The sequence below is a fragment of the uncultured Psychroserpens sp. genome (genome assembly GCF_947500255.1).
GTDB lineage: Bacteria > Bacteroidota > Bacteroidia > Flavobacteriales > Flavobacteriaceae > Psychroserpens.
On the sequence record NZ_CANMRL010000003.1, the window covers coordinates 34,474 to 57,134 of the forward strand.

At 32.8% G+C, this 22,661-nt stretch carries 24 protein-coding genes and 2 tRNA genes; 20 read left to right on the forward strand and 6 right to left on the reverse strand.

The window, feature by feature from the left end; genetic code table 11:
- Window positions 1-42: 42 nt before the first annotated feature.
- Complete coding sequence (locus Q0783_RS09560; RefSeq protein ID WP_298894662.1) at window positions 43-1,149, reverse strand: N-acetylmuramoyl-L-alanine amidase; 1,107 nt, start codon at window positions 1,147-1,149, stop codon at window positions 43-45.
- Window positions 1,150-1,272: 123 nt separating this feature from the next.
- Between Q0783_RS09560 and Q0783_RS09565 the strand changes: the two genes are divergently transcribed.
- The 4 genes from Q0783_RS09565 to Q0783_RS09580 all read left to right on the forward strand — a co-directional run bounded on the left by Q0783_RS09565 (window position 1,273) and on the right by Q0783_RS09580 (window position 5,898).
- Window positions 1,273-4,044, forward strand: coding sequence for a putative LPS assembly protein LptD (locus Q0783_RS09565; RefSeq protein ID WP_298894663.1), 2,772 nt, complete (start codon window positions 1,273-1,275; stop codon window positions 4,042-4,044).
- A gap of 17 nt (window positions 4,045-4,061) precedes the next feature.
- The gene (locus Q0783_RS09570) at window positions 4,062-4,442 is read left to right on the forward strand and encodes a Rid family detoxifying hydrolase (RefSeq protein WP_298894664.1); all 381 of its coding nucleotides are present in this window, start codon (window positions 4,062-4,064) and stop codon (window positions 4,440-4,442) included.
- Window positions 4,443-4,552: 110 nt separating this feature from the next.
- Complete coding sequence (locus Q0783_RS09575) at window positions 4,553-5,191, forward strand: peptidylprolyl isomerase (RefSeq protein WP_298894665.1); 639 nt, start codon at window positions 4,553-4,555, stop codon at window positions 5,189-5,191.
- Window positions 5,191-5,898 (forward strand): 16S rRNA (uracil(1498)-N(3))-methyltransferase, encoded by a 708-nt coding sequence (locus Q0783_RS09580; protein WP_298894666.1) that lies wholly within the window; start codon window positions 5,191-5,193, stop codon window positions 5,896-5,898. Before Q0783_RS09575 ends, Q0783_RS09580 begins: the two co-directional genes overlap by 1 nt.
- On the opposite strand, the gene Q0783_RS09585 is transcribed toward Q0783_RS09580, so the two are convergent.
- Window positions 5,893-6,621, reverse strand: coding sequence for a thioredoxin family protein (locus Q0783_RS09585; RefSeq protein WP_298894667.1), 729 nt, complete (start codon window positions 6,619-6,621; stop codon window positions 5,893-5,895). The two genes, Q0783_RS09580 and Q0783_RS09585, sit on opposite strands and share 6 nt — an antisense overlap.
- A gap of 76 nt (window positions 6,622-6,697) precedes the next feature.
- On the opposite strand from Q0783_RS09585, the gene Q0783_RS09590 reads away from it, so the two are divergent.
- From Q0783_RS09590 to Q0783_RS09605, 4 genes are all read left to right on the forward strand, one after another.
- Window positions 6,698-7,318: a DUF4159 domain-containing protein gene (locus Q0783_RS09590; RefSeq protein WP_298894668.1), complete on the forward strand. Its 621-nt coding sequence runs from the start codon at window positions 6,698-6,700 to the stop codon at window positions 7,316-7,318.
- Window positions 7,319-7,531: 213 nt separating this feature from the next.
- Window positions 7,532-8,032, forward strand: coding sequence for a TrmH family RNA methyltransferase (locus Q0783_RS09595; RefSeq protein WP_298894669.1), 501 nt, complete (start codon window positions 7,532-7,534; stop codon window positions 8,030-8,032).
- Between the two features lie 34 nt (window positions 8,033-8,066).
- Window positions 8,067-9,155 carry an AI-2E family transporter gene (locus Q0783_RS09600; protein WP_298894670.1) on the forward strand — a complete coding sequence of 363 codons (1,089 nt, stop codon included), beginning with the start codon at window positions 8,067-8,069 and terminating at the stop codon, window positions 9,153-9,155.
- Between the two features lie 7 nt (window positions 9,156-9,162).
- The gene (locus tag Q0783_RS09605; RefSeq protein WP_298894671.1) at window positions 9,163-10,344 is read left to right on the forward strand and encodes a class I SAM-dependent methyltransferase; all 1,182 of its coding nucleotides are present in this window, start codon (window positions 9,163-9,165) and stop codon (window positions 10,342-10,344) included.
- On the opposite strand, the gene Q0783_RS09610 is transcribed toward Q0783_RS09605, so the two are convergent.
- Window positions 10,341-10,763 carry a hypothetical protein gene (locus Q0783_RS09610; protein ID WP_298761243.1) on the reverse strand — a complete coding sequence of 141 codons (423 nt, stop codon included), beginning with the start codon at window positions 10,761-10,763 and terminating at the stop codon, window positions 10,341-10,343. The genes Q0783_RS09605 and Q0783_RS09610 overlap by 4 nt on opposite strands.
- Before the next feature lie 528 nt (window positions 10,764-11,291).
- Here Q0783_RS09610 and Q0783_RS09615 point away from each other — a divergent pair.
- The gene (locus Q0783_RS09615; protein ID WP_298894672.1) at window positions 11,292-12,029 is read left to right on the forward strand and encodes a DUF3800 domain-containing protein; all 738 of its coding nucleotides are present in this window, start codon (window positions 11,292-11,294) and stop codon (window positions 12,027-12,029) included.
- Between the two features lie 89 nt (window positions 12,030-12,118).
- Window positions 12,119-13,183: a hypothetical protein gene (locus tag Q0783_RS09620; RefSeq protein ID WP_298894673.1), complete on the forward strand. Its 1,065-nt coding sequence runs from the start codon at window positions 12,119-12,121 to the stop codon at window positions 13,181-13,183.
- On the opposite strand, the gene Q0783_RS09625 is transcribed toward Q0783_RS09620, so the two are convergent.
- From Q0783_RS09625 to Q0783_RS09635, 3 genes are all read right to left on the reverse strand, one after another.
- Window positions 13,164-13,739, reverse strand: a complete 576-nt coding sequence (locus Q0783_RS09625) for a sce7726 family protein (RefSeq protein WP_298894674.1) — start codon at window positions 13,737-13,739, stop codon at window positions 13,164-13,166. The two genes, Q0783_RS09620 and Q0783_RS09625, sit on opposite strands and share 20 nt — an antisense overlap.
- Before the next feature lie 452 nt (window positions 13,740-14,191).
- Window positions 14,192-14,265 (reverse strand) — tRNA-Arg (locus Q0783_RS09630).
- A gap of 9 nt (window positions 14,266-14,274) precedes the next feature.
- Window positions 14,275-14,349 (reverse strand) — tRNA-Pro (locus Q0783_RS09635).
- Window positions 14,350-14,476: 127 nt separating this feature from the next.
- Between Q0783_RS09635 and Q0783_RS09640 the strand changes: the two genes are divergently transcribed.
- The 10 genes from Q0783_RS09640 to Q0783_RS09685 are packed head-to-tail and all read left to right on the forward strand — an operon-like array spanning window position 14,477 to window position 22,626.
- Window positions 14,477-15,580, forward strand: coding sequence for a PQQ-dependent sugar dehydrogenase (locus tag Q0783_RS09640; protein ID WP_298894675.1), 1,104 nt, complete (start codon window positions 14,477-14,479; stop codon window positions 15,578-15,580).
- On the forward strand, window positions 15,581-16,039 hold the full coding sequence (locus Q0783_RS09645) for a cytochrome c (RefSeq protein WP_298894679.1): 459 nt from the start codon (window positions 15,581-15,583) through the stop codon (window positions 16,037-16,039).
- A gap of 51 nt (window positions 16,040-16,090) precedes the next feature.
- The gene (gene udk / locus Q0783_RS09650) at window positions 16,091-16,699 is read left to right on the forward strand and encodes a uridine kinase (protein ID WP_230935109.1); all 609 of its coding nucleotides are present in this window, start codon (window positions 16,091-16,093) and stop codon (window positions 16,697-16,699) included.
- Complete coding sequence (locus tag Q0783_RS09655) at window positions 16,699-17,004, forward strand: septum formation initiator family protein (protein ID WP_298894681.1); 306 nt, start codon at window positions 16,699-16,701, stop codon at window positions 17,002-17,004. Before udk ends, Q0783_RS09655 begins: the two co-directional genes overlap by 1 nt.
- Complete coding sequence (locus Q0783_RS09660) at window positions 16,997-18,358, forward strand: methylmalonyl-CoA mutase subunit beta (RefSeq protein WP_298894683.1); 1,362 nt, start codon at window positions 16,997-16,999, stop codon at window positions 18,356-18,358. The genes Q0783_RS09655 and Q0783_RS09660 overlap by 8 nt, the downstream gene beginning before the upstream one ends.
- An 11-nt stretch (window positions 18,359-18,369) precedes the next feature.
- Entirely contained in the window at window positions 18,370-19,017 is a 648-nt protein-coding gene (locus tag Q0783_RS09665) for a hypothetical protein (protein WP_298894685.1), read from the forward strand.
- 3 nt (window positions 19,018-19,020) lie between these two features.
- Window positions 19,021-19,623 (forward strand): hypothetical protein, encoded by a 603-nt coding sequence (locus Q0783_RS09670; protein ID WP_298894687.1) that lies wholly within the window; start codon window positions 19,021-19,023, stop codon window positions 19,621-19,623.
- Entirely contained in the window at window positions 19,620-21,740 is a 2,121-nt protein-coding gene (gene scpA, locus Q0783_RS09675) for a methylmalonyl-CoA mutase (RefSeq protein ID WP_298895459.1), read from the forward strand. The genes Q0783_RS09670 and scpA overlap by 4 nt, the downstream gene beginning before the upstream one ends.
- Window positions 21,741-21,760: 20 nt before the next feature.
- The gene (locus tag Q0783_RS09680) at window positions 21,761-22,120 is read left to right on the forward strand and encodes an RDD family protein (RefSeq protein WP_298894689.1); all 360 of its coding nucleotides are present in this window, start codon (window positions 21,761-21,763) and stop codon (window positions 22,118-22,120) included.
- Window positions 22,117-22,626: a hypothetical protein gene (locus Q0783_RS09685; protein WP_298894691.1), complete on the forward strand. Its 510-nt coding sequence runs from the start codon at window positions 22,117-22,119 to the stop codon at window positions 22,624-22,626. The genes Q0783_RS09680 and Q0783_RS09685 overlap by 4 nt, the downstream gene beginning before the upstream one ends.
- Window positions 22,627-22,661 lie beyond the last annotated feature (35 nt).

Here is a 22,661-nt window from a genome sequence, read left to right on the forward strand (position 1 = left end):
TGGGTTAAAACAAAATTAGTGATAAATATATAAAGAATGTTTCTAATTAGATGCAGATTTTAATGCTTCGGAAACATCTATTTTGTTTCCATCTTTATAAGCGACTACAAAACAGTCTGCATAACCTTTTGCTTTGGCCTCAGACTGAAATTGCTTTATCTTACTATAGTCTGAAGTATATCCATAAAAATACTTGTAAATATTACCCACTTTCTCTCTAGAAATTTCTGGCAATCCTTTAAAATTATAAGACTTTGGCGCTAATTCTTTTGAGCTTGCTGCAATTTGAACCTTAAACACCACATTATCGACAATTTGTGGTTCTACTTCTGTTGTTGTGCTAGTGTCTTGATATATATTTTCACCAACATTAAGATCTAGTTGCTTTTTGTAATCTAAAATGGCATCTGTAATAGACTTAGACATTTTTGATTGTCCAGTTTTAGAGTTTAAATAAGATCCTTCTTTTTTATAAGTTAAAAAACCTGTTTCTACTAAAACACTTGGCATATATGTATTGTGTAATACCCAAAACCCAGCTTGTTTCACACCTCTACTCTTTCGTTTTTGTTGTGATTTGAAATTGTCTTCTATATATCTAGCCAATCTAATACTTTGGTCTAAATAGTCTTCTTGTAAAAGACTTAAAGTGATAAACGATTCTGGCGAATTAGGATCAAATCCTTCATAATGCTGTTCATAATCAGCTTCTAAGAAAATTACTTCGTTCTCCTTTTTTGCAATTTCAAAATTACGCTGATTCGCGTGAAGCCCTAAAACAAATGTTTCAGTTCCATTGGCAGAAGAATTATGAGCATTACAATGTACTGATACAAATAAATCGGCATCTGCGTCATTAGCAATTTTTGCGCGACCTCTCAAGGTTACGAAAACATCCTTCTTTCTTGTGTAGATAACTTTAATGTCATCATTTTTCTCCAAGGCTTTACCTATTTGAAGAATAATCTTTAAAGCTATATCTTTTTCCTTATAACCACTACCCAAGTTTCCAGAATCATGACCTCCATGACCTGCATCTAAAACGACCACAAATTTATCTGGATCTTTTTGAAGTGCGTGAGCAGATGTTAAAATACTGGTAAATAAAAAGGCTACCAATACGAATATATAATGTGTTATCGTTTTCATACGTGTTTAACGTTTAATCAACTCGGTTTATTTTAAGTCTTCAAACACCTAGGTTTGATAAGCTTTGAATACTTTTGATAAATTAATTGAATTATAAATTAATCATAAAAAATATATGTAATTTTGGCAATTCAAAAACCGAGCCATACTTTAGCAAAAATACATTTAAAAGCATTGCGTACAAAAAGCTTACACATACTTTTTACCCTAAGTTTTACCATGTTTATTAACATGTTTTGCTTTGCACAAGAGTTGCCAAATACGAAGGACCCTATAAAACCAAAAACTGAAAAAGATACAGTTACGGTTTCTGTAGACACTTTATTGTCAAAACCACTTAATATTAAGGAACAGGATAGTGTGAAAAATGATTCAGTTCCAAAGAAAAAAGAAGTCCTTGCTGGTATTGTAAATTATAAAGCCAAAGACTACGTAAGGCTTAATCAAAGAGAAAACAGAACAACGCTTTATAACGAAGCAGAAGTGAACTACACAGACATGAATATCAAAGCTGGTATCATTGTCATTGATCATACAAAAAATTTGGTTTATGCTGGACGACTAAAAGATTCAGCTGGTGTATACACACAAGCCCCTGTATTCACTCAAGGTCAGAGTGTTGTTGAGGCCGATTCTATCATATCGAATACTGTCACAAGAAAGGCCAAAATATTTAATTCTAAAACCGAATATGGCGAAGGCACAATAATAGCCGAAGAAACAAAACGGGAAAATGATTCTATACTTTTTATAAAAAATGGAAAGTTTACTACTTCAGAAAATTTAGACGATCCAGAATATTATTTTCTAATGCGAATAGCAAAAGTTGTTCCTGGTGTAAAAGTAGTGACAGGTGTGACCAATTTATTTATCTATGATGTCCCTACTCCTATTGGATTGCCTTTTGCCTATTTCCCAATGACCAAAAAGCAAACGTCTGGTGTTATCATGCCAACTCCTGGTCAAGATCTTGGTAATGACAGAGGTTATTTTTTGCAAAATGGTGGTTACTATTTTGCCATAAGTGACTATCTAGATTTAGCTGTTTTGGGAGATTATTATACCAATGGTAGTTATGGTTTGCGTTTAGAAAGTAATTATGCCTTGCGCTATAAATTTAGAGGGACTCTAAGTTTTAGATTTGAAAACCTAATCAACAGTGAACGCGGTTTTCCAGACTTTGCAAAATCTACCATTTATAACATCAGATGGTCTCACAATCAAGATGCAAAAGCAAATCCCAACTCGCGCTTTTCGGCATCGGTAAACTTAGGTAGTAGTCAGTATTACAGACAATCTATTAATCAGCTTAATTTATCAAATACTCAAAATAACACCTTAGCATCATCGATTTCATACTCAAAAACGTTTTCAGGAGAACCTCAAGTGAATATGAACGTTACTGCAACACATTCTCAAAACACTAACACAGAGCAAATTAATATGACTTTGCCAACCATTCAGGCTAGTGTTAGTCGTGTATTTCCTTTTGCACCAAAAGCAGGTACAAAAAAGGGAATTATCCAAAATATAAACTTGCAATATAATGTACGAGGTGAAAACAGAATACAAACAACAGATTCATTATTCTTTAAATCTGAAATGTTCGATGATGCACGTGTAGGCGCTGTACATTCTATACCTGTATCGACCAACTTTAAAGTGTTTAAGTATTTTAGCATGAGTGCAAATGCTAATTTTGAAGAGAACTGGACACTTAATACGATCAATCGATTCTATGACCAAGAGAATGACGAGATTGTAACTGAAGATCTCAACCAATTTGATCGTTTTCTAACCTATAATTTTAGCGCGAGTATCGGAACTACTATATATGGAATGTTTGGGAAAGAAGGCAGTACATCAAAAATTCAACAGGTTAGACATGTCATTCGCCCTTCGATAAGTTATAATATCAATCCGGCTTTTGATCAGTATTATGACACTTTTGAGATTGTAGATGCAGATGGAACTACTGCTGGAGAAGTGCAAAGAGAGCAATTCACAAGGTTTGAAGGCGCTTTATTTGGTGTGCCTAACAGGACCTTTTCTAGTTCTATGGGAATTTCGGTAGGTAATAACTTTGAAGCCAAAGTAAGAGATCGCGATAGTACAGCAACAGAACCTAAAAAGATTAAGCTACTAAATAACCTTAATTTTTCTACGTCTTATAATTTTGCTGGCGATTCGTTGCAATGGAGTCCATTAAGAGTTTCTGGTGGAACCACCATCTTAAAAGATAAGATGAATATTAACTTTGGAATGGTATTAGATCCATATGCTTTGGATAATAACAATCGAAAAATTGATAAATTCAATATTGACAATGGTGGGAGTTTATTTCGTTTAACATCAGCCAACCTTAACATTAGCTACTCGCTTTCTAGTAAAGAATTTGAAGGTGAAGATGGTGACGAAGATGATCGTGCTATTCAAGAATCTTTGCGTAGTGGTGGACGAGCAGATGATTTATTTGGTAAACCTCAAGATTTTGCCGATCAACGATTAACTGACGTAGATCGCTCAGATAAAAAGAAGGAACCTTCAGAATTTTACAATTATAAAATCCCCTGGAGTCTCCGCTTGGCTTACGCTGTGAATTATACCAATTCGGCTAGGCAAAATAGAATCTCGAACAATTCCCTGATGTTCTCAGGTGATATCGAACTATCTCCACGTTGGGCAGTTGGCGCATCCTCAGGTTATGATTTTGTAAACAAAGGGTTTACACAAACACAATTACGCTTTGAGCGTGATCTATTAAGTTGGCGAATGAACTTTACTTGGGTTCCGTTTGGACAATACAACTCATGGAATTTCTTTATAGGTATACGATCGAATCTACTTAAAGATCTTAAGTATGATAAGCGTAGACAACGAGATCAACAATTATAACATAAAACCAACATATTATGAAAACTATAATAAATACACCAAATGCTCCAGCACCAATTGGGCCTTATAATCAAGCTGTTTTAACAGGAAACACCTTATATACTTCAGGTCAAATCGCTATTGATGTGACTACTGGTGAATTGGTTTTAGATTCTATCTCTGCAGAAACAGAACAAGTGATGCAAAATTTAAAAGCGGTATTAGATGCAGCAGAAATGACTTTTGACAATGTCATAAAAACTTCAATATTTATAAGTGATATGCATAATTTTTCTCAAATTAATGAAGTCTATGCCAAATATTTTGATGTCAATACTGCACCTGCACGTGAAACCGTAGAAGTGGCTAATTTGCCTAAGTTCGTTAATGTTGAAATTAGCATGATTGCAGTGAGATAAACTGTTTTAAAAGTTATAAACAATCATTTCTTAAAAACTTCAATACCAAAGTGTTTAACAATGTCTTCATCCTTTTAAATTTGAAGCATTAAATAATACATCCTATAACTATGTTTAAATTCTTACTATCTACTTTAATTTTTCTATCGGCTTCAATTGCCTTTGCTCAAGATAATTTCGAAAAATCTTTAGATTCTGTTCAAACACTAGATGATGTCACTATATTTTTTGAGAAGAATAAGAAAGCTAAAGGGAAAGTGATTGTTTTTAATAAAGTAAAGCACCACACACGTATGGCCGAAGCTATATTTGGAATGCGCGTTGGAGCTAAAAAATCGTTCTCAGATGCTCCTCAAAAAACATATTATAAAGTTATTGAGAAGTATAAAATACCTTATTATAAAGTAAGCGTGGTGTTTTTAGACGGAAACAAAAAATCTATTGAAGAGATTAACGCGATACGAAAAAAAGTGATTGCTAAATATCATGAAGGTTATATGTTTACTGACTTAGCGTCACAATACTCTATGGACGAAACTGCTAAACGTGGCGGCGACATGGGCTGGTTTAAGGAAGGGGATCTACATCCAGAATTTGAAAAACCAATCGTTAATGGGAATTATGTAGCAGACGATATATTCACCATTGATATTCCAGAGATTAAGGCCTATTATGTTGTTGTTATGACGCAAGAACAACAGCTTATCGATGAAGTTAAAGTCTTAAAAGTTACCGAACCAAGAAAATAATGCAACTCTTTTACAATCAAGATTTATCACAAGGCGATTCTGAAATACGTTTTTCTAAGGAAGAAAGTAGACATATTGTAAAAGTATTGCGTAAATCGGTAGGTGACACATTACATATCACCAACGGTAAAGGGTATTTGTTTACTGCTGAAATCAGTCTTTCCGATATTAAAAATTGTATTGCATTAATTCAATCTTGTGAGTTGCAACCAAAAAGAGAGTACACCCTGCATCTAGCTGTTGCGCCTACCAAAATGAACGATCGTTACGAGTGGTTTTTAGAAAAAGCTACTGAAATTGGTATAGACAGTATCACTCCTGTTTTTTGTGATAATAGCGAACGACGTGTTATAAAACCAGAACGTTTTGAAAAAATAATACAATCTGCAATGAAGCAATCTTTAAGTTGCTATGCACCAATTCTTCATGATGCTATTTCGTTTAAAGAGTTTATTGCTAAAAATTTTAAAGGACAACGGTTTATTGCGCACTGCGAGGATACAGATAGAACGGCTTTGAAACATGTACTAAAAACCAATGAGCATGTTACTATTTTAATTGGTCCTGAAGGTGATTTTAGCACAAATGAAATTGAGTTTGCTTTACAAAACAAATTTACTCCTGTTGCACTTGGCTCTACAAGGTTACGTACAGAAACAGCAGCTATAGTAGCCTGTCATTCGGTTGCTTTTTATAATGAACTATAAGTTTACCTGACTCGCACCAAGAATATCTAAATCAGTATTTTGTATAATAAAAACAAGTTTTATTTTATCTGTTTTATTTACAAGATTCGGAATGGTCAATTGATGAGTTCCCGTAGCACTTTTTAAATTCAGTTTATCCTCTAATACGACGATATTTGAATTTTTTAGTGTTCTATTTCTGTTTTCACCACGAGCGATTTTAGTAATGCGTTCTTCAATAACCAAAGCCACACGCAACACTTTATTTTTAATACTTCCAACAATGCTATACTCAAAACTTATATTGTCTTGTGAGTTAACTATAGATGTAACATCTATTTTGTTTTTTGACGCAATTGACGCATAAGCCTTTAATTTGTTTTTCATCACAACTTCATTAGAACCAACAAAATGCTCCTTTCCGTTCACCACGACTTGAGGTGTATAAATAGTGCTGCTATTAAATTTTCGGCTATACGAACGTTGCTTATCACTAAAAGATTCTTTACTAAACGGATCTTTCCAGCCTATATAATTCCAATAATCAACATGATATGACAAGGCTATCACGCTATTTTTATCATCTCTATCTTGAATTGCTGTTAAAAGCTTATCGGCTGGCGGGCAACTAGAACAACCTTGAGATGTAAATAATTCTAATACAGTAACAGGCGGATAGGTTTCTACTTTTTCCGTAGAAAAAAGTAATGGTATCATAAATAACGTTAAAAGGATATGTTTCATAGCGCTTATTTTTTATTTTTGAGATATGAAGTTTAGTTCGCAACATTTAAGAAATCTTACAGTGCTATTAATACTTATGATAAGTTTAACAGCTTTTACAGCTAGTGCTCAGGATTTAGCCATAGTTAAGTATAAAGGTGGAGGAGATTGGTATAGCAACCCTACAGCATTACCAAATTTAATCGAATTCTGTAATGACAATATCAAAACACAGATGAATGAAAAGCCACAAGTTGTTGAAGTTGGTAGTGTTGATATTTTTCAGTTCCCGCTCTTACATATGACAGGTCATGGAAACATATTCTTGACAGACGAGGATGCTGAAAATTTAAACAAATACTTAGTTTCTGGAGGCTTTCTTCATATCGATGACAATTACGGAATGGAACCATACATAAAAAAAGAGCTTAAAAAAGTGTTCCCTAATCAGGAGTTGATAGAATTACCAAAAGATCACGAAATATTTAATATTGCCTATAAATTTCCTGAAGGCTTACCAAAAATTCATGAGCATGATGGCAAACGACCACAAGCTTTAGGACTTTTTCATGAAAGTAGATTAGTATTATTGTTTACTTTCGAAAGTGATCTTGGTGATGGATGGGAAGATCCTGAAGTGCACAACGATCCCGAAGATGTTAGAGAAAAAGCACTTAAAATGGGAGCTAATATTGTCAAATATGCCTTTGAGAACTAATGCTTATGTACACAAAGAACATTGTTTTTAAAGGTTTAACTGCGTTAATGATTGTGGTTTTTTTAAGAATGCCTTTGAGCCAAATTAACAGCCATACTTATACAGTTGGAGTTTCGAATGGTCGCGATTGGAACTGTGTAATGTGCTGCTTAGAAAATACTCGCTTAGAATTTATTGAGTTAAAAGAGTTTAACTCCAATTAGACTCGAATATATGCAGCTCGACCACTACTCTACACATTTTAACAAACGCAACTTTCCAATTACTTTAGTTTGTGAGCATGTTACAAATGCACCAAACATTGGTAGCTTATTTAGGACTGCTGATGCATTTGGTATTGAGCAGATTATTTTTTGTGGTGAGCACATACCATTAGGTCGAAAAATGATGAAAACGTCTAGAGCGACTGAGAAATCGGTTAAATATGAGGTAAAAGCAAATGCTTCAGATGTAGTTTTATCATTAAAAAATAGCGGCTATTTTATCGTTGCCCTTGAGATTACTACAAATAGTAAAGCTTTGGTAGATTATATATTTCCGAAAGACACACCTATCGCATTGGTTATAGGAGATGAAAACTTTGGCGTTTCGGAAGCAATTTTGAATACTTGTGATGCGACAATTCACATAGATATGTATGGTCAAAATAGTAGTATGAATGTTGTACAAGCCACTAGCATCACTTTGTATGAAATTACAAGGCAACTTAAATAAAGTCTTTATATATTTATAAAGTAAAATCAATCAAATGAATTCTAGAACTATTGCAAATGGTATCCTAAGAGCAGTTGGCATTGTAGTAGCTGTTGCGCTTGTACTTTACTTCCTGTACAAAATTCAATCAGTAATCGTATATATTCTCATTGCAGCTGTTATTTCACTTATCGGAAGACCTATCGTTATTTTTTTAAGACGACGATTAAAGTTTAGAAATACAATAGCTGTTGTTGTGACTATGCTTTTTCTTGTCGGGATTTTTGTGGGCGTTATCGGACTTTTAATTCCGCTTCTTGTCGAGCAAGGACAAAACTTATCACTACTTGATATTACTGCTTTGCAAGAAAACATAGAAGAGCTCTATAGATCTGGAATTGCATATTTAGAACTCAATCACATAGACGCTGAACAAGCTATAAAAGAATCCAAAGTTTTATCCAATTTAGATTATAGCGTCATTCCAAATTTTTTAAACAGTATTGTCTCTGGTTTAGGAAGTTTTAGCATAGGCTTGATGTCTGTTTTATTTATTGCATTTTTCTTTTTAAAGGATAGTAACTTATTTCAAAAAGGCATTTTAACATTTGTGCCAAATCAAAAGGAATCAAAGACTAAACGTTCATTTACAAAGATCTCAGATTTATTGTCGCGTTATTTTGTTGGACTCTTTTTTCAAATTTTAATATTGTTTGTGATTTATACTATTGGGCTATTAATCATAGGTGTTAAGAATGCTGTAGTAATTGCGTTTTTATGTGCTCTCATTAACTTAATTCCATATCTAGGTCCTTTAATTGGAGCCATTCTAATGTTGTTTTTAGTAATGACTAATAACTTAGGTGACAGTTTTAATGATATCATTTTACCAAAAATTATTTACACTATGATTATTATTGCGGTTGCCCAATTAGTTGATAACTTCTTTAGTCAACCTTATATTTTTTCAAAAAGTGTAAAATCACATCCTCTAGAAATATTCTTGATTATCATTATTGCTGGTTTACTTTTTGGTGTTGTAGGAATGATTGTGGCTGTACCATCATACACAGCCATTAAAGTTATTTTAAAAGAGTTTTTATCAGATAATAAAATGGTGAAAAAATTAACTCAAGGTTTATAATTAGCAATTGAATATTAAAGTTTTAAATACTGAAATTCAAGATTTTATCACCAAAAATCTAACAACAGAAGCAACTAAGATTCTTTTAAAGGGTACTAATTTCGAACAGGTCACTACTCGTGAGATTATTGAACAAATTCAAGCCAAGACAAAGTGCAAAAAAAAACTCCCCACTTGGTTTTCTAAGAAAGGTATTTATTTCCCCAACAAACTCAATATCGAACAAACATCTTCAGAAATTACTGCACTGTATAAGTCACTGTTGTTTTCTGGACAGTCGATTATAGACATTACTGGCGGATTTGGTGTAGATTGTTTTTACTTTTCGAAGCGGTTTAATGAAGTTACACACTGTGAGATCGATACATCATTATCAAGCATTGTTGAGCATAATTATATGCAATTAGGTGTTACAAATGTAACTACTGTTCCCTTAGATGGCATGGAGTATTTGAAAGCTAACTCATTCCATTATGATTGGATATATGTTGACCCTTCACGTAGGCATGACAGTAAAGGCAAAGTGTTTTTTCTGAAGGATTGCTTACCAAATATCCCAGAACATTTAGAGACTTTATTTGATTATAGCAGTACTATTGCGATTAAAACATCTCCTTTATTAGATATTTCAGTAGGAATAAATGAGCTTAAGCATGTCAAAGATATTCATGTTGTAGCTGTAAAGAATGAAGTAAAAGAGTTAATATGGATACTAGAAAACGGTTTTAATAGTCAAATAACTATCAAAACCGCTAATATAATAGAAGGATATAAAGATACCTTTTCGTTTAAACTAAATAACGAATCACAAGCCAATATTACTTATGAACTACCATTAAGGTATCTTTTTGAGCCTAATTCGTCAATTTTAAAATCTGGAGGTTTTAACAGTTTAGCAGAACATCTAAAAGTTTCAAAGCTACACCAGCATTCCCATTTGTATACCAGTAATGATTTGATTCAATTTCCCGGACGTTCTTTTAAAGTTGAAAACGTAATCGATTACAACAAAAAAAGACTAAAGTCGTTAAAAATCTCCCAAGCAAATATTACCACTAGAAATTTTTCAGAAACAGTGCAACAACTCCGTAAAAAATATCGCATAAAAGATGGAGGAAACACCTATCTCTTTTTTACTACGAATTATCTGAACGAAAAAATTGTAATTGTTTGCTCAAAAGCAGATTAAAGATTTTGTGGTGTACTACTTGTAAGATAATTATCCACATCAACTTCCATATCAAAACTCATGCACTGATCCATAGTATACACAACTTTTTCATCACTAATTCCAGTTGTGTTCTTTGATACATTAAAAATAATATCGTCTGCAGAAAAAGTCAAAAACCCAGAAGCATCACCTGGAGCAAGATTAGAAACTGTATGCAACAAAGTTCCATCTATATTAGCAATTTGTAAAGTAATAGAGACTGTACCGTTGTTAGTTATCCTAGCTTGAGGATCTTGATTTGAACAAGGATCTTGAGTATTTTGATTCTCCAGAATTAAGTTATCAAACTGGTCGCTTTCAATTGATTCTACAGAACAATTAAAGCATGTAGTCATAACAATTGCACATGCAATTGCATTTTTAAGTAGGTTTTTCATCGATTTGGGGTTTAATGAAATATAAGACAAAGGTAATTTTAAAATCCACAAAACCAAACTATTTTATCGTTTAAATGATAAAAATATTCGATTAAGTGTGTTTTTAAAGATGAAATATCGACGAACGACACCTTAAATTAAGTTGTAATTATGAATAAAAAAGACATTGTTTAGGTCTATAAAACAAGAAATCCCTTCCAAACTAATGAAAGGGATTCTGTGAGCCCTGAAGGATTCGAACCTTCGACCGCCTCCTTAGAAGGGATTTAGAATAAATTTTAACTTATTAATAATCAATGTATTACCTTTAGTTTAAATTGATAAATACAAAATAAATACATTTTTTTGTAAGTTATATCTTACAAATAGTTTTATTCTCAATTATATTAAAAAATAGAAAAGCTAATATTTGTCATGATTTTCAAAATTTGTAATAATTTTCTACATTTTTTTTGTAGATTTAACATAATTCTTCCCTATAGTATAATTAATTCAATTGACGTTTTTTAATTCGAATGTGTTCTTTTTATGAGATACTTTGTATTTATTGATGAAACTGGCGAAGCCAACATTAATAATTTAGATCCTAGATATAACATTTTTGCTCTTTGCGGTGTAGTGTTTCGGGAAGATCATTATAACAGATTTGACACAGAATTAAAAGATTTAAAAAGAAAGCTTTTTGGCAATGAAGATGTGATACTTCATTCATATACCATGCGTAAAAATAAGGGAGCGTTTAAAGTCTTTCAAGATAAAAAAGTATTAAATGAATTCTATAATGGTATTGAGAAGATTTTCACACAACATACATATAAAGTTATTTCATGCATAGTCAATAAAGAAGAATATAAAAAGAAATACCCTCTTCATAATTTCGCATATGAAGATGCATTAAAGTTTTTATGTGAAAGATCTATTTCTAGCATTGGAGAGAATAATAAAAAACAGACGCTACATTTTTGTTTGGAAAAAAGAGGTAATAGAAAAGATAGAGATTTGAAAAAATTGTACACAAAAATTGTCCGTTATGGAACAGATTATAAATCAACTGACGATTTTAAAGTATGTCATCCAAATTTGTTTTTTAGAGCAAAAAATCAAAATATAAACGGCTTGCAACTTGCAGATTTATGCGCTTATCCAATAGCAAGAAAAGTATTGTCACCTGAAAGGAGTCAGCCAACATATGATTTATTTGAAAATAAAATATACCGCAGTCGGTATGGAGAAAAAAGAGGATATGGATTGAAATTTTTCCCCTAAACACGGTGAAACCTTAAATTTAAAAAACTTAAGGCTTCCCAGCGGCGGGACATACGTCCAACTCACTATATTACAAATTTACAAAAATTATGAAAAACTACTATCCAATATTAGTATCAAAAAATGGAGAAATCGGAGCTTTACAACATCTAGAGCAGCATGTCAAAGATGAAATATGTCCAATAATAGAAGTGATTAATAGTACTCTAATAAAATTTAAGACAGACAAAGCCACTGGCGTTGAGACAATGTCGTACTCAGACAAATTTGAAAGGTTCTTACGCACTCATTGGAATTTTTTTAATAATCAGATCATACTAGACTTTTCTCTTTTTGTTGAGTGGGATAATCATATAGATTTTTTAAGAGATACTCTAATTAGATTATTAAACTCAGGTGTAAACATAATACCGTCAGTACAAACTAACTCTACTCAATCATACAAGAACTTGATTAGAGAGTTGGTTGGTAATTATAATTGCAATTTATGCTTTCGTTTTTCTAATTCAAGTGGAGGTTTTGTCCACATGGACAATGACATCGCAAATCTTATAGGTGAATTTAGAATTGAATTAAATAATTTGATAATTCTAACAGATCTTGGTCAAATTGATTCAGGAAATTATAATACAATTGGATCTTCTGCAGGTGTCGTTTTGCAAAATTTAAATTATGACTTGAATCAATTTGAATCTGTTATTCTAGCTTCATCTTCATTTCCAGCTGGTTTAGGAGGTTTTGAAAGCTCAGAAGAAGCTCACACAATTGTTAGATATGAGTGGAGCTTATTTAATAATATAGCTAGAGGCAATTTAGATATGATTAAATATGGAGACTATGGAACTAAGACGGCAATATTTGAAGATGTAAATTATATGGGCTCAATTAGCTTAAAATATAGCACTTCACAAGAGTATGTTATCTATAGAGGTTTAAGAACTGTTGATCACCATCTTGGGCATAAACAATTTATAAGTCACTCGAGGAAACTAATTGACTCAGCATATTTTAGCGGTAACGCATTTAGTTGGGGAGATTTACGATATTTTGAAATCAGTCAACAAGATTTACAAAACGGAAGCCCTGGAAATTCAATGCAATGGGTACAGTTTAGCCAAAATCATCACATAACACTCATGCATAGTATTCTTTAAGTTTCCAATCAACTCTTTTCTTTAGAGTTTCACGGACAATTTTAGAAAGTTTTCTAGTTGGTATTTTACAGCCTAATAATTCACTTAACTTCCATACAGTATCTTTTTTTCTAAAAGATATTTCTTGAGATTTTAAGATGTTCTCAATTTCTTCTCTCCATAGCAATTTGGCAAGAAAAAAACCTTCTTTGTTTTTGTTAATATATGGCTTACGAATTGTTTCAATTCTAAATCCGACAGACGTTTCAACACATACTTGTAATCCAACCCATTCAGGTAACATTTTAAGGATTTTTTCATGATGTTTATTTTCCGTAACTACAGTTAAATAATCAAAAACTTTTGAATAACCTTCTATTTGATGAGGTAGTCTAATGAGGTTATCTCTTGAGCTTTTTATTTCATAGCCATGTAAATGTCCATTTAAAACCGCTATATCAATTCTCGACTTTGTAATTGGAATATTAAGTTCATCAACAATTTTAGAATCAGAATCTACAATAAATTTTTTAAGGGTAGTATCTCTTAATAGTTTACGGATATCAAAATCTCTCATAATTTTTTATTTGATTAACGCAAAAAAAGTTGGGACTTGCTCAATCGATAAATAAAATGTAGTCATTAATATAAGGATTTTTTCAACATGAATATCAAAACTCAAATTCTTTAGCAAACATAATAAAAAAAACAGACTCACTCATAACTTCTATTGCAACAATAAAAGTTAATCTTATCATTGCGAATACTTTTTTACAATCAGGGTCCAAAAATTAAATCTTACTTGTTATTCAATTAAAACTAATCTAAATACTCTAATACATTTTACATACATTTTACACCATCGACCGCTTCTAGTTTTTTATAACTCAAAATGCTTATTATCAATGTCTTATATTTTTCTGTGTATGTAAAAAATGTATGTAAAATGTATTTTTTTTGTGAAAAATATTAAGGAAATAAAAATCATTAAAAACATAAAAGCCGCACTATCACTAGTGCGGCTTTAAGTGAGCCCTGAAGGATTCGAACCTTCGACCGCCTCCTTAGAAGGGAGGTGCTCTATCCAGCTGAGCTAAGAGCCCTAATAAAAGTCGGGGTGGCAGGATTCGAACCTGCGACCTCCGCGTCCCAAACGCGGCGCGATAACCGGGCTACGCTACACCCCGAAAACGGTTATCAGCTTTTTGAAGCTTTAAATTAATAATTTCTCCAAAAATTCGAGGTGCAAATATATATCTTTTCTTTAAAAATTGATAACTTTTATTATTAAATTTAAGCATAAAATTTAATTTAATGAAATTTGTAAGACAATCTCTATTCTTTATTAGTTTTCTAAGTCTATATGCATGTGCTCAAGACAAAAACCCCGTCAATACTGAACATTCTTATGAACTTGTTGTTTCTGAACTAAATAACCCTTGGGGATTCACTTTTTTACCAGATGGCTCAATGTTGATTAATGAAAAAGCTGGTGAAATTATTCATTTCAAAAATGGAAAGAAAATAACTATCAAAAATGTACCTCAAGTTTATAATCGAGGTCAAGGAGGATTATTAGACATTAAATTACATCCTAAATATGAAAGTAACGGTTGGATTTATATCACATATGCTTCTTCCGAAGGCACTGATAGAGGTGGTAACACTGCACTTATGCGTGCGCAGCTTAAAGACAATGCTTTAATAAATAAAGAGGTGCTCTACAAAGCAACTCCAAATACGACTAGAGGTCAGCATTTTGGATCCAGAATTGTTTTTGATGATAGTGGTTATTTATATTTTACCATAGGTGAACGTGGTAATCGAGATGTAAATCCACAGGATATTACTCGTGATGGCGGTAAAGTATATCGCTTACATGATGACGGCTCTATACCAGATGATAATCCCTTTATTAATGACGAAAATGCAAAAACTGCCATTTATTCTTACGGACATCGAAATCCGCAAGGTATGGCCATTCATCCAGAAACAAGAGAGATTTGGACACATGAGCATGGCCCCAAAGGTGGTGATGAAATAAATATTATAAGTGCAGGCAAAAACTATGGTTGGCCAGTAATTACCTATGGAGTTAATTATTCAGGTACAAGAATTACTAAGGAAACAGAACGAAAAGGCATGGAACAGCCTTTACATTATTGGACACCATCTATTGCTCCAAGTGGTATGGAGTTTATCTCAAGTGATAAATATAAAGGCTGGAAAGGGAATTTATTGGTTGGTTCACTAAAGTTTCAGTATTTAGATAATTGCTATATCGAAGATGATAAAGTTATTAGACAAGAACGCCTTTTAGATGGTTTAGGTAGAGTTCGTTCAATTAATCAAGGACCAGATGGTTATATATATGTAGGAATAGAAAACTTAGGAATTGTAAAACTTAAAAAAGAATAAATGAAAAGAATCTCGGCAATCACATTAATGCTTCTACTTGCTTTTGTTGCGTGTAATTCTTCTGAAAAAAAAGAAGAAGTCACAAAGAAGAAAAGTGCAAAAGAAGTTAAGGAAAAACAAAACCCTGAACTTGTAGCAAGTATGAAACGCGGAAAGGATGTATACACCAATTTTTGTGTTAGTTGTCATTTGCCAAATGGCAAGGGCGTAATCAACACCTTTCCTCCTCTTGCTAAATCAGATTATTTAATGAATAATCGTATAGAAAGCATCAAATCTATTAAGTATGGACAATCAGGAGAGATTACTGTGAATGGTGTAAAATACAATGGTGTTATGACACCTTTAGGACTTGAAGACAATGAAGTTGCCGATGTTATGAATTATATTACGAACAGTTGGGGAAATACAAATGACGAGTTGATAACTGAAAAAGAAGTTTCAGAAATTGAGCAATGATTTTCTATCATAATTGTTAAATTTGTCCAACAAAAAAATCAGTCATTATTTATGCTCATTATAGGAATTGCTGGAGGAACAGGATGTGGAAAAACAACTGTTGTAAATCAAATACTTAACGAATTACCTGAAGGAGAAGTCGGTGTTATTTCTCAGGACTCCTATTATAAAGACACATCCCATTTGAGTTATGAGGAACGTGTGAAAATTAATTTTGATCACCCACGTTCTATAGATTTTGAATTATTGGAAGTACATTTAAAACAATTGAGAGAGGGACAAGCTATAGACCAGCCTGTATATTCTTTTGTAAAGCATAACAGAACAGGAGATGTTATTAAAACAAATCCACGTAAAGTAATGATTGTAGAAGGCATTTTAATTCTTACAAATCCCGAATTACGCGATATGTTTGATATTAAGATTTTTGTGCATGCCGATAGTGATGAACGCCTAATACGACGTTTAAAGCGTGATATTTCAGAACGAGGACGAGATATCGATGAAGTGCTTAGTAGATACCAAACAACACTTAAGCCTATGCATCAACAGTTTATAGAACCCATGAAAGAATATGCAGATATTATAATTCCAAACAACAAATACAACACAGTTGCAGTTGATATAGTGAAAACTATTATCAACGAAAAATTAAATTAATGCTAAAATATCTTAAAAATATATATGCCATCGTCTTTGTCGTTTTTGCGATATGGATGTTGTTTATTGATTCTAATTCATTAATCATTCATAGAGAACTAAATAAAGATATGAATGATTTAAATGATGAAAAGGAATATTATAAAAGTGGAATAGAAAAAGACAATAAAGCCATTAAAGAGTTAAGTACAGAGGAAGGCGTAGAAAAACTAGCTCGTGAAAAATACTATATGAAGAAAGAAAATGAAGATATCTACATAATTGAATATGAAGACAGCCTAAAACTCGAGAAGTACGATGAGTAAAACATTATTTAGCAATTTTTCTAAAGTTTCTTCAAAACAGTGGAAACAAAAAATTCAAGCCGATTTAAAAGGAGCAGATTATAACGAATCTCTAATTTGGAATACCAATGAAGGCATAGATGTCAAACCCTTTTATCACGCAGATGAATTCGATAATTTGCCTTTTATGTCAGATGCTAAAGCTAGCGAATTTAAGATTGGCCAGTCTATTTTTGTAGCACATACTGGAAAATCAAATACTAAAGCGGTTGATGCTATTTCAAGAGGCGCAGAAACTATTGAATTTGTAATTCCTACCGAAGATACGTCTATTTTAAACCTATTAAAAGATATAGATTCCTCTTCTACTCCAATAACGATTACGCCTCAGTTTTTATCTTCAGAATTTATAGCGAAAATGCCTTCAGTAAAAAATAGTGATGTTCAAGTTGACATTATTGGTCATCTCGCGAGAACAGGGAATTGGTATCATAGCTTAAAAGAAGATCACAACCATTTTGAAATGGTAGTAAAACAAACAAATACAATTAGTATTAATGTTGACCTCTACCAAAACGCTGGCGCTAATATGACTCAGCAATTAGCTTATGCAATCGCCCATATTAATGAGTATTTTAATCATTTTGACAGCAAATTAAATACAACTCAAAAGCAATCGCTAAAAGTGATTTTTAATGTATCTGTTGGTACCAATTATTTTTTTGAAATTGCAAAATTGAGAGCATTGCGTTCATTATATAGTACCTTAGCACAAGAGTATACTATAAATCAAGAATGTTTGATTAAAGTAACACCTACAAAGCGAAATAAGACTATTTATGATTACAATACTAATATGCTACGCACGACAACTGAATGCATGAGTGCTGTTTTAGGTGGCGCTAATGTTATTACCAATTTACCTTATGATGCAATTTATCATAAAAACAATGAATTTGGTGATCGCATCTCACGTAATCAATTATTGGTTTTAAAACATGAGAGCTATTTTGATAAGGTCGATAATCCTGCTGATGGTGCTTATTATATTGAAAGTTTAACAACTCAATTAAGTGATAAGGCTTTAGCGTTATTCAAAGATATTGAAGCAAATGGCGGATTCTTAAACCAGCTCAAAGAAGGTATTATTCAAAAGAAAATTAAAGAAAGTGCCTCTAAAGAACAAAACCAATTTGATGCTGGAGATCATGTGTTATTAGGAACTAATAAACATCCGAATCCGCATGATACAATGAAAAATGACTTAGAGTTATATCCATTTGTAAAAACCAACCCTGTGAAAACGTTGATCGAACCAATTATAGAAAAACGTCTTGCAGAAACCATAGAACAAGAACGACTTAAAACCGAATAAAAATCAAAAACATGAAGTTAAGATTAACACTATTGGCACTATGCTTTTGCCTGTTCAACTGTAAAGAAGAGACAACAAAAAAAGTAGACTTTGAATACAAATATCCAAGCGTTGAAAATATATTAGATTGTGACAATGTGGATACCGATTTACTAAGAGAAGCTTTTCATTCTTTTGAAAATGATTTGGTCAACTTTTACACACCTGGTAGCCCTGTCTACTCTCGTGCCTATAGTATGTTTGTGAGTCAAGCATCTAATAATAAAGTTGATTATCATAAAATGACATCTGAACACTCTAAAAAAGTGTTAGAAGCCTTAAAACAACAAGAAAGTTTATGGCGACCAGCAGTAGATGCTTTTGGCAGCAGAGTCAATTATGAACATCCATTTTTTGCATGTGTTGGAGATAATATAAAAGATGAACCTTTACAAAAAACATTTAGTGCTTTGCTTCAAACCAATAGTATGAGTTTACGCATGTTAGGTGAAGAGTTGAAGCGTAAAACGTTTGGAATGAAAGATGATAAATATTTGGCAACTTACATCGCTTTAGAGTTTTTCTACGGAAAAATATATGATATTGATTTTAGTAAAGCACCTGAAAAAGTAGAGGCAAATACACGTGAACACTCTTCTCATGATGGGCATAATCACTAGTTGATGAAAATTAAACTAGCTTTTGCTATATGTATTTTTACTGTTTTAGCATGTAAAGATGAAGCCAACAAAAGAGATGATGTTCCTGGTGAATATTTTGAATTAGAACATGATAATATTGACATCTATTTGCCATCTTATTTTCAGGAATTTTCAGAAGACGCTTACGGTGAATTAATTGAAAGCTTTCCAGATTCTGAAGAAAAGAGAATAGAAAAAAGACGATTTGATTTTTTAAAATATTCAAAAGGAAGTATCTATTATTTTAGAGATATCGCATCGTCAACATTAATTAGTGTGAAAGTTTCAGATTTTTTGCCTTTCTCAAGAGAAGAATCAGCTATGCTAGCGTCAATGCTATCTCAATCATGTAGTGATTATGCTGAGGCTGTAGGCTTGAATTGTGAGCGACTAAATGCTGGTTATTCAGGAAATGTAAAGACAAAAGTATTTAAATCTAGTTTTAGAATGAATGATGGACAAGGACGTAGTAGCTATAATACCATCTATATCATTTCATCAAATTATAAAACATTTGCAATGAATATATATTCAACTGCGAACAAAAACTATAATGCTTATATTGAAAAAATAGTTGTGAAATAATGCGTAAAAACCTTCAACATATTACAATAGATCGTAAAACGATTCATAAACCTGTTCCTAAAAACACTTTTCAAACTGCAGAGGATATCGAGGTTAAATCCTCTTATTCTAAAGACGATATTGAAAATCTTGAGCATTTAAACTTCGTTGCTGGTTTAGCACCTAACCTACGTGGACCTTACTCGACTATGTATGTGCGCAGACCTTGGACCATTCGTCAATATGCTGGTTTTTCGACAGCTGAGGATAGTAATGCGTTCTATAGAAGAAACCTAGCCGCTGGTCAAAAAGGGCTCTCTGTAGCTTTCGATCTCGCTACACATAGAGGATATGATTCTGATCATGAACGCGTTGTTGGTGATGTTGGTAAAGCTGGTGTAGCTATAGATTCGGTTGAGGATATGAAGATTCTATTCGATCAAATTCCACTTGATAAAATGTCGGTATCTATGACCATGAATGGCGCTGTACTACCCATAATGGCTTTTTATATAGTGGCTGCTGAAGAGCAAGGCGTTTCTCCAGAGCAATTGGCTGGAACAATTCAAAATGATATTCTCAAAGAGTTTATGGTGCGTAATACTTATATCTATCCGCCTACACCTTCAATGAAGATTATTTCAGATATTTTTGAATTCACAAGTCAAAACATGCCCAAATTTAATAGCATTAGTATTTCTGGATATCATATGCAAGAGGCTGGAGCTACTTGTGATATTGAGTTGGCTTATACATTGGCTGACGGATTAGAATACATCAAGAAAGGACTTGAAGCTGGAATGGATATAGACACTTTTGCGCCTCGATTATCCTTCTTTTGGGCTATAGGAATGAATCACTTTATGGAGATTGCAAAGATGCGTGCTGCTCGAATGCTCTGGGCAAAACTAGTGAGTCAATTCAATCCTAAAAACCAAAAATCTTTAGCTTTACGAACACATTGCCAAACCTCTGGATGGAGTTTAACAGAACAAGATCCGTTTAATAATGTGGCTCGAACTACAATAGAGGCTGCTGCTGCTGCTTTTGGCGGTACACAGAGTTTACATACCAATGCTTTAGATGAAGCCATAGCACTACCAACCGATTTTTCGGCACGTATTGCAAGAAACACACAAATCTTTTTACAAGAGGAAACTGGAATTACTAAAACTGTCGATCCTTGGGCTGGAAGTTATTATATCGAAAAACTCACTCATGATATTGCTCAGAAAGCCTGGTCTTTAATTGAGGAAGTTGAAGAACTTGGTGGAATGACAAAGGCTATTGAAGCTGGTATTCCTAAATTAAGAATTGAAGAAGCTGCTGCACGTAAGCAAGCTCGTATCGATTCTGGACAAGACATTATTGTTGGAGTCAATAAATTTAGATTGGAAGAAGAAGATCCAATTTCAACTTTAGAAGTGGATAATCAAACAGTTAGAAACGGACAAATTAAACGTTTAGAGCAAATCAAATCCACAAGAAATACCGAAGCAGTACACCAAGCGCTATCAAAATTAACCGATGCAGCTCGCTCAGGCAAAGAGAATTTATTAGCTTTAGCAGTAGATGCAGCGAGAGAACGTGCTACATTAGGTGAAATTAGTGATGCACTAGAAGCAGAATTTGGACGATATAAAGCACAAATAAAATCATTTTCAGGCGTGTATAGTAAAGAAATTAAAGACGACGAAAGCTTTAAAAAAGCTAGAGAATTAGCCGATGCTTTTGCAGAACAAGACGGCCGAAGACCAAGAATAATGATTGCCAAAATGGGGCAAGATGGTCATGATCGTGGAGCTAAAGTTGTAGCCACTGGATATGCAGATGTTGGTTTTGATGTAGATATTGGTCCGCTGTTTCAAACACCAAAAGAAGCGGCAAAACAAGCTGTAGAAAACGATGTTCATATTTTAGGCGTATCTTCCTTAGCAGCAGGTCATAAGACATTAGTACCTCAAGTAATACAAGAACTTAAAAATTATGGACGTGAAGACATCATGGTTATTGTTGGAGGCGTGATTCCTAAGCAAGATTATCAATATTTATTTGATGCTGGTGCTGTTGCTGTATTTGGTCCAGGCACCAAAATTAGTGATGCTGCCATTAAGATATTAGATATTCTAATTGATTAAATTATCGAAATATGATATAAATGAAAAACATAGATAAAACCACGCGACTTGCTAATTACATAATCGATATGCTTGTTGTTTATCTTTTGTTTTTTGTGTTTACTATATTCGAGAATAGCTACGGCGTTAATTATTTGGCATTCTATAGTATTATGTTTACCTATTATTTCATGTTTGAATTGACAACTCATCAAACCTTAGGTAAAATGATGACCAAAACTAGAGTCATCTATAATGATGGTACCAAACCAAATGTTATTAGGATTTTAATTCGTTCGATATCAAGAGTATTGCCTTTTGATGCACTTTCCTATATGTTTGGTTATGAATTAGGAATGCATGACTTATTCTCAAGTACTAAACTCATTAAAGCTAAATGAGAACAGGTAAAATTCAAATACAAGATACTGCAAAAATGTCTAAGGCACTTAACAGAAACAACTACATCCTTTATATTGTTATTGTTGTTTTTGCCATAATAAATATAGATCTGTTTAGCTCACAACCACGATTTTTAGTTACGCAAGGCCTATTTTGGAAAGGTGCAACCATCATATTTCAAGTGCTATTTATTTTGAGTTTAGTTCAATGGGATTTAAAGAAAAAGAAAATTATCAGCATTCTCTCTAATGGCATGATTGTTAAAGGCCAACTCATATACAGTGATGTCATAAAACCTAATAAAACATCTTCTTTTAATCTGCATCTTTTTGAATATGAAGTTTCTGGTAAAATCTACGACATCGAATTTAAAAACAACAGCAAACAGGTAAAATCAAATTACATCATTTATAAAATAAACCAACCTGAGAAGGCTATTGTATTTGACGATTTAAATATGAGTTTAAAACAATTAGTAGTATCTAAATTAGAATCAATAGTGTAACTTTTTTGTGCTATGCTAGTCTAACTGACGCAATC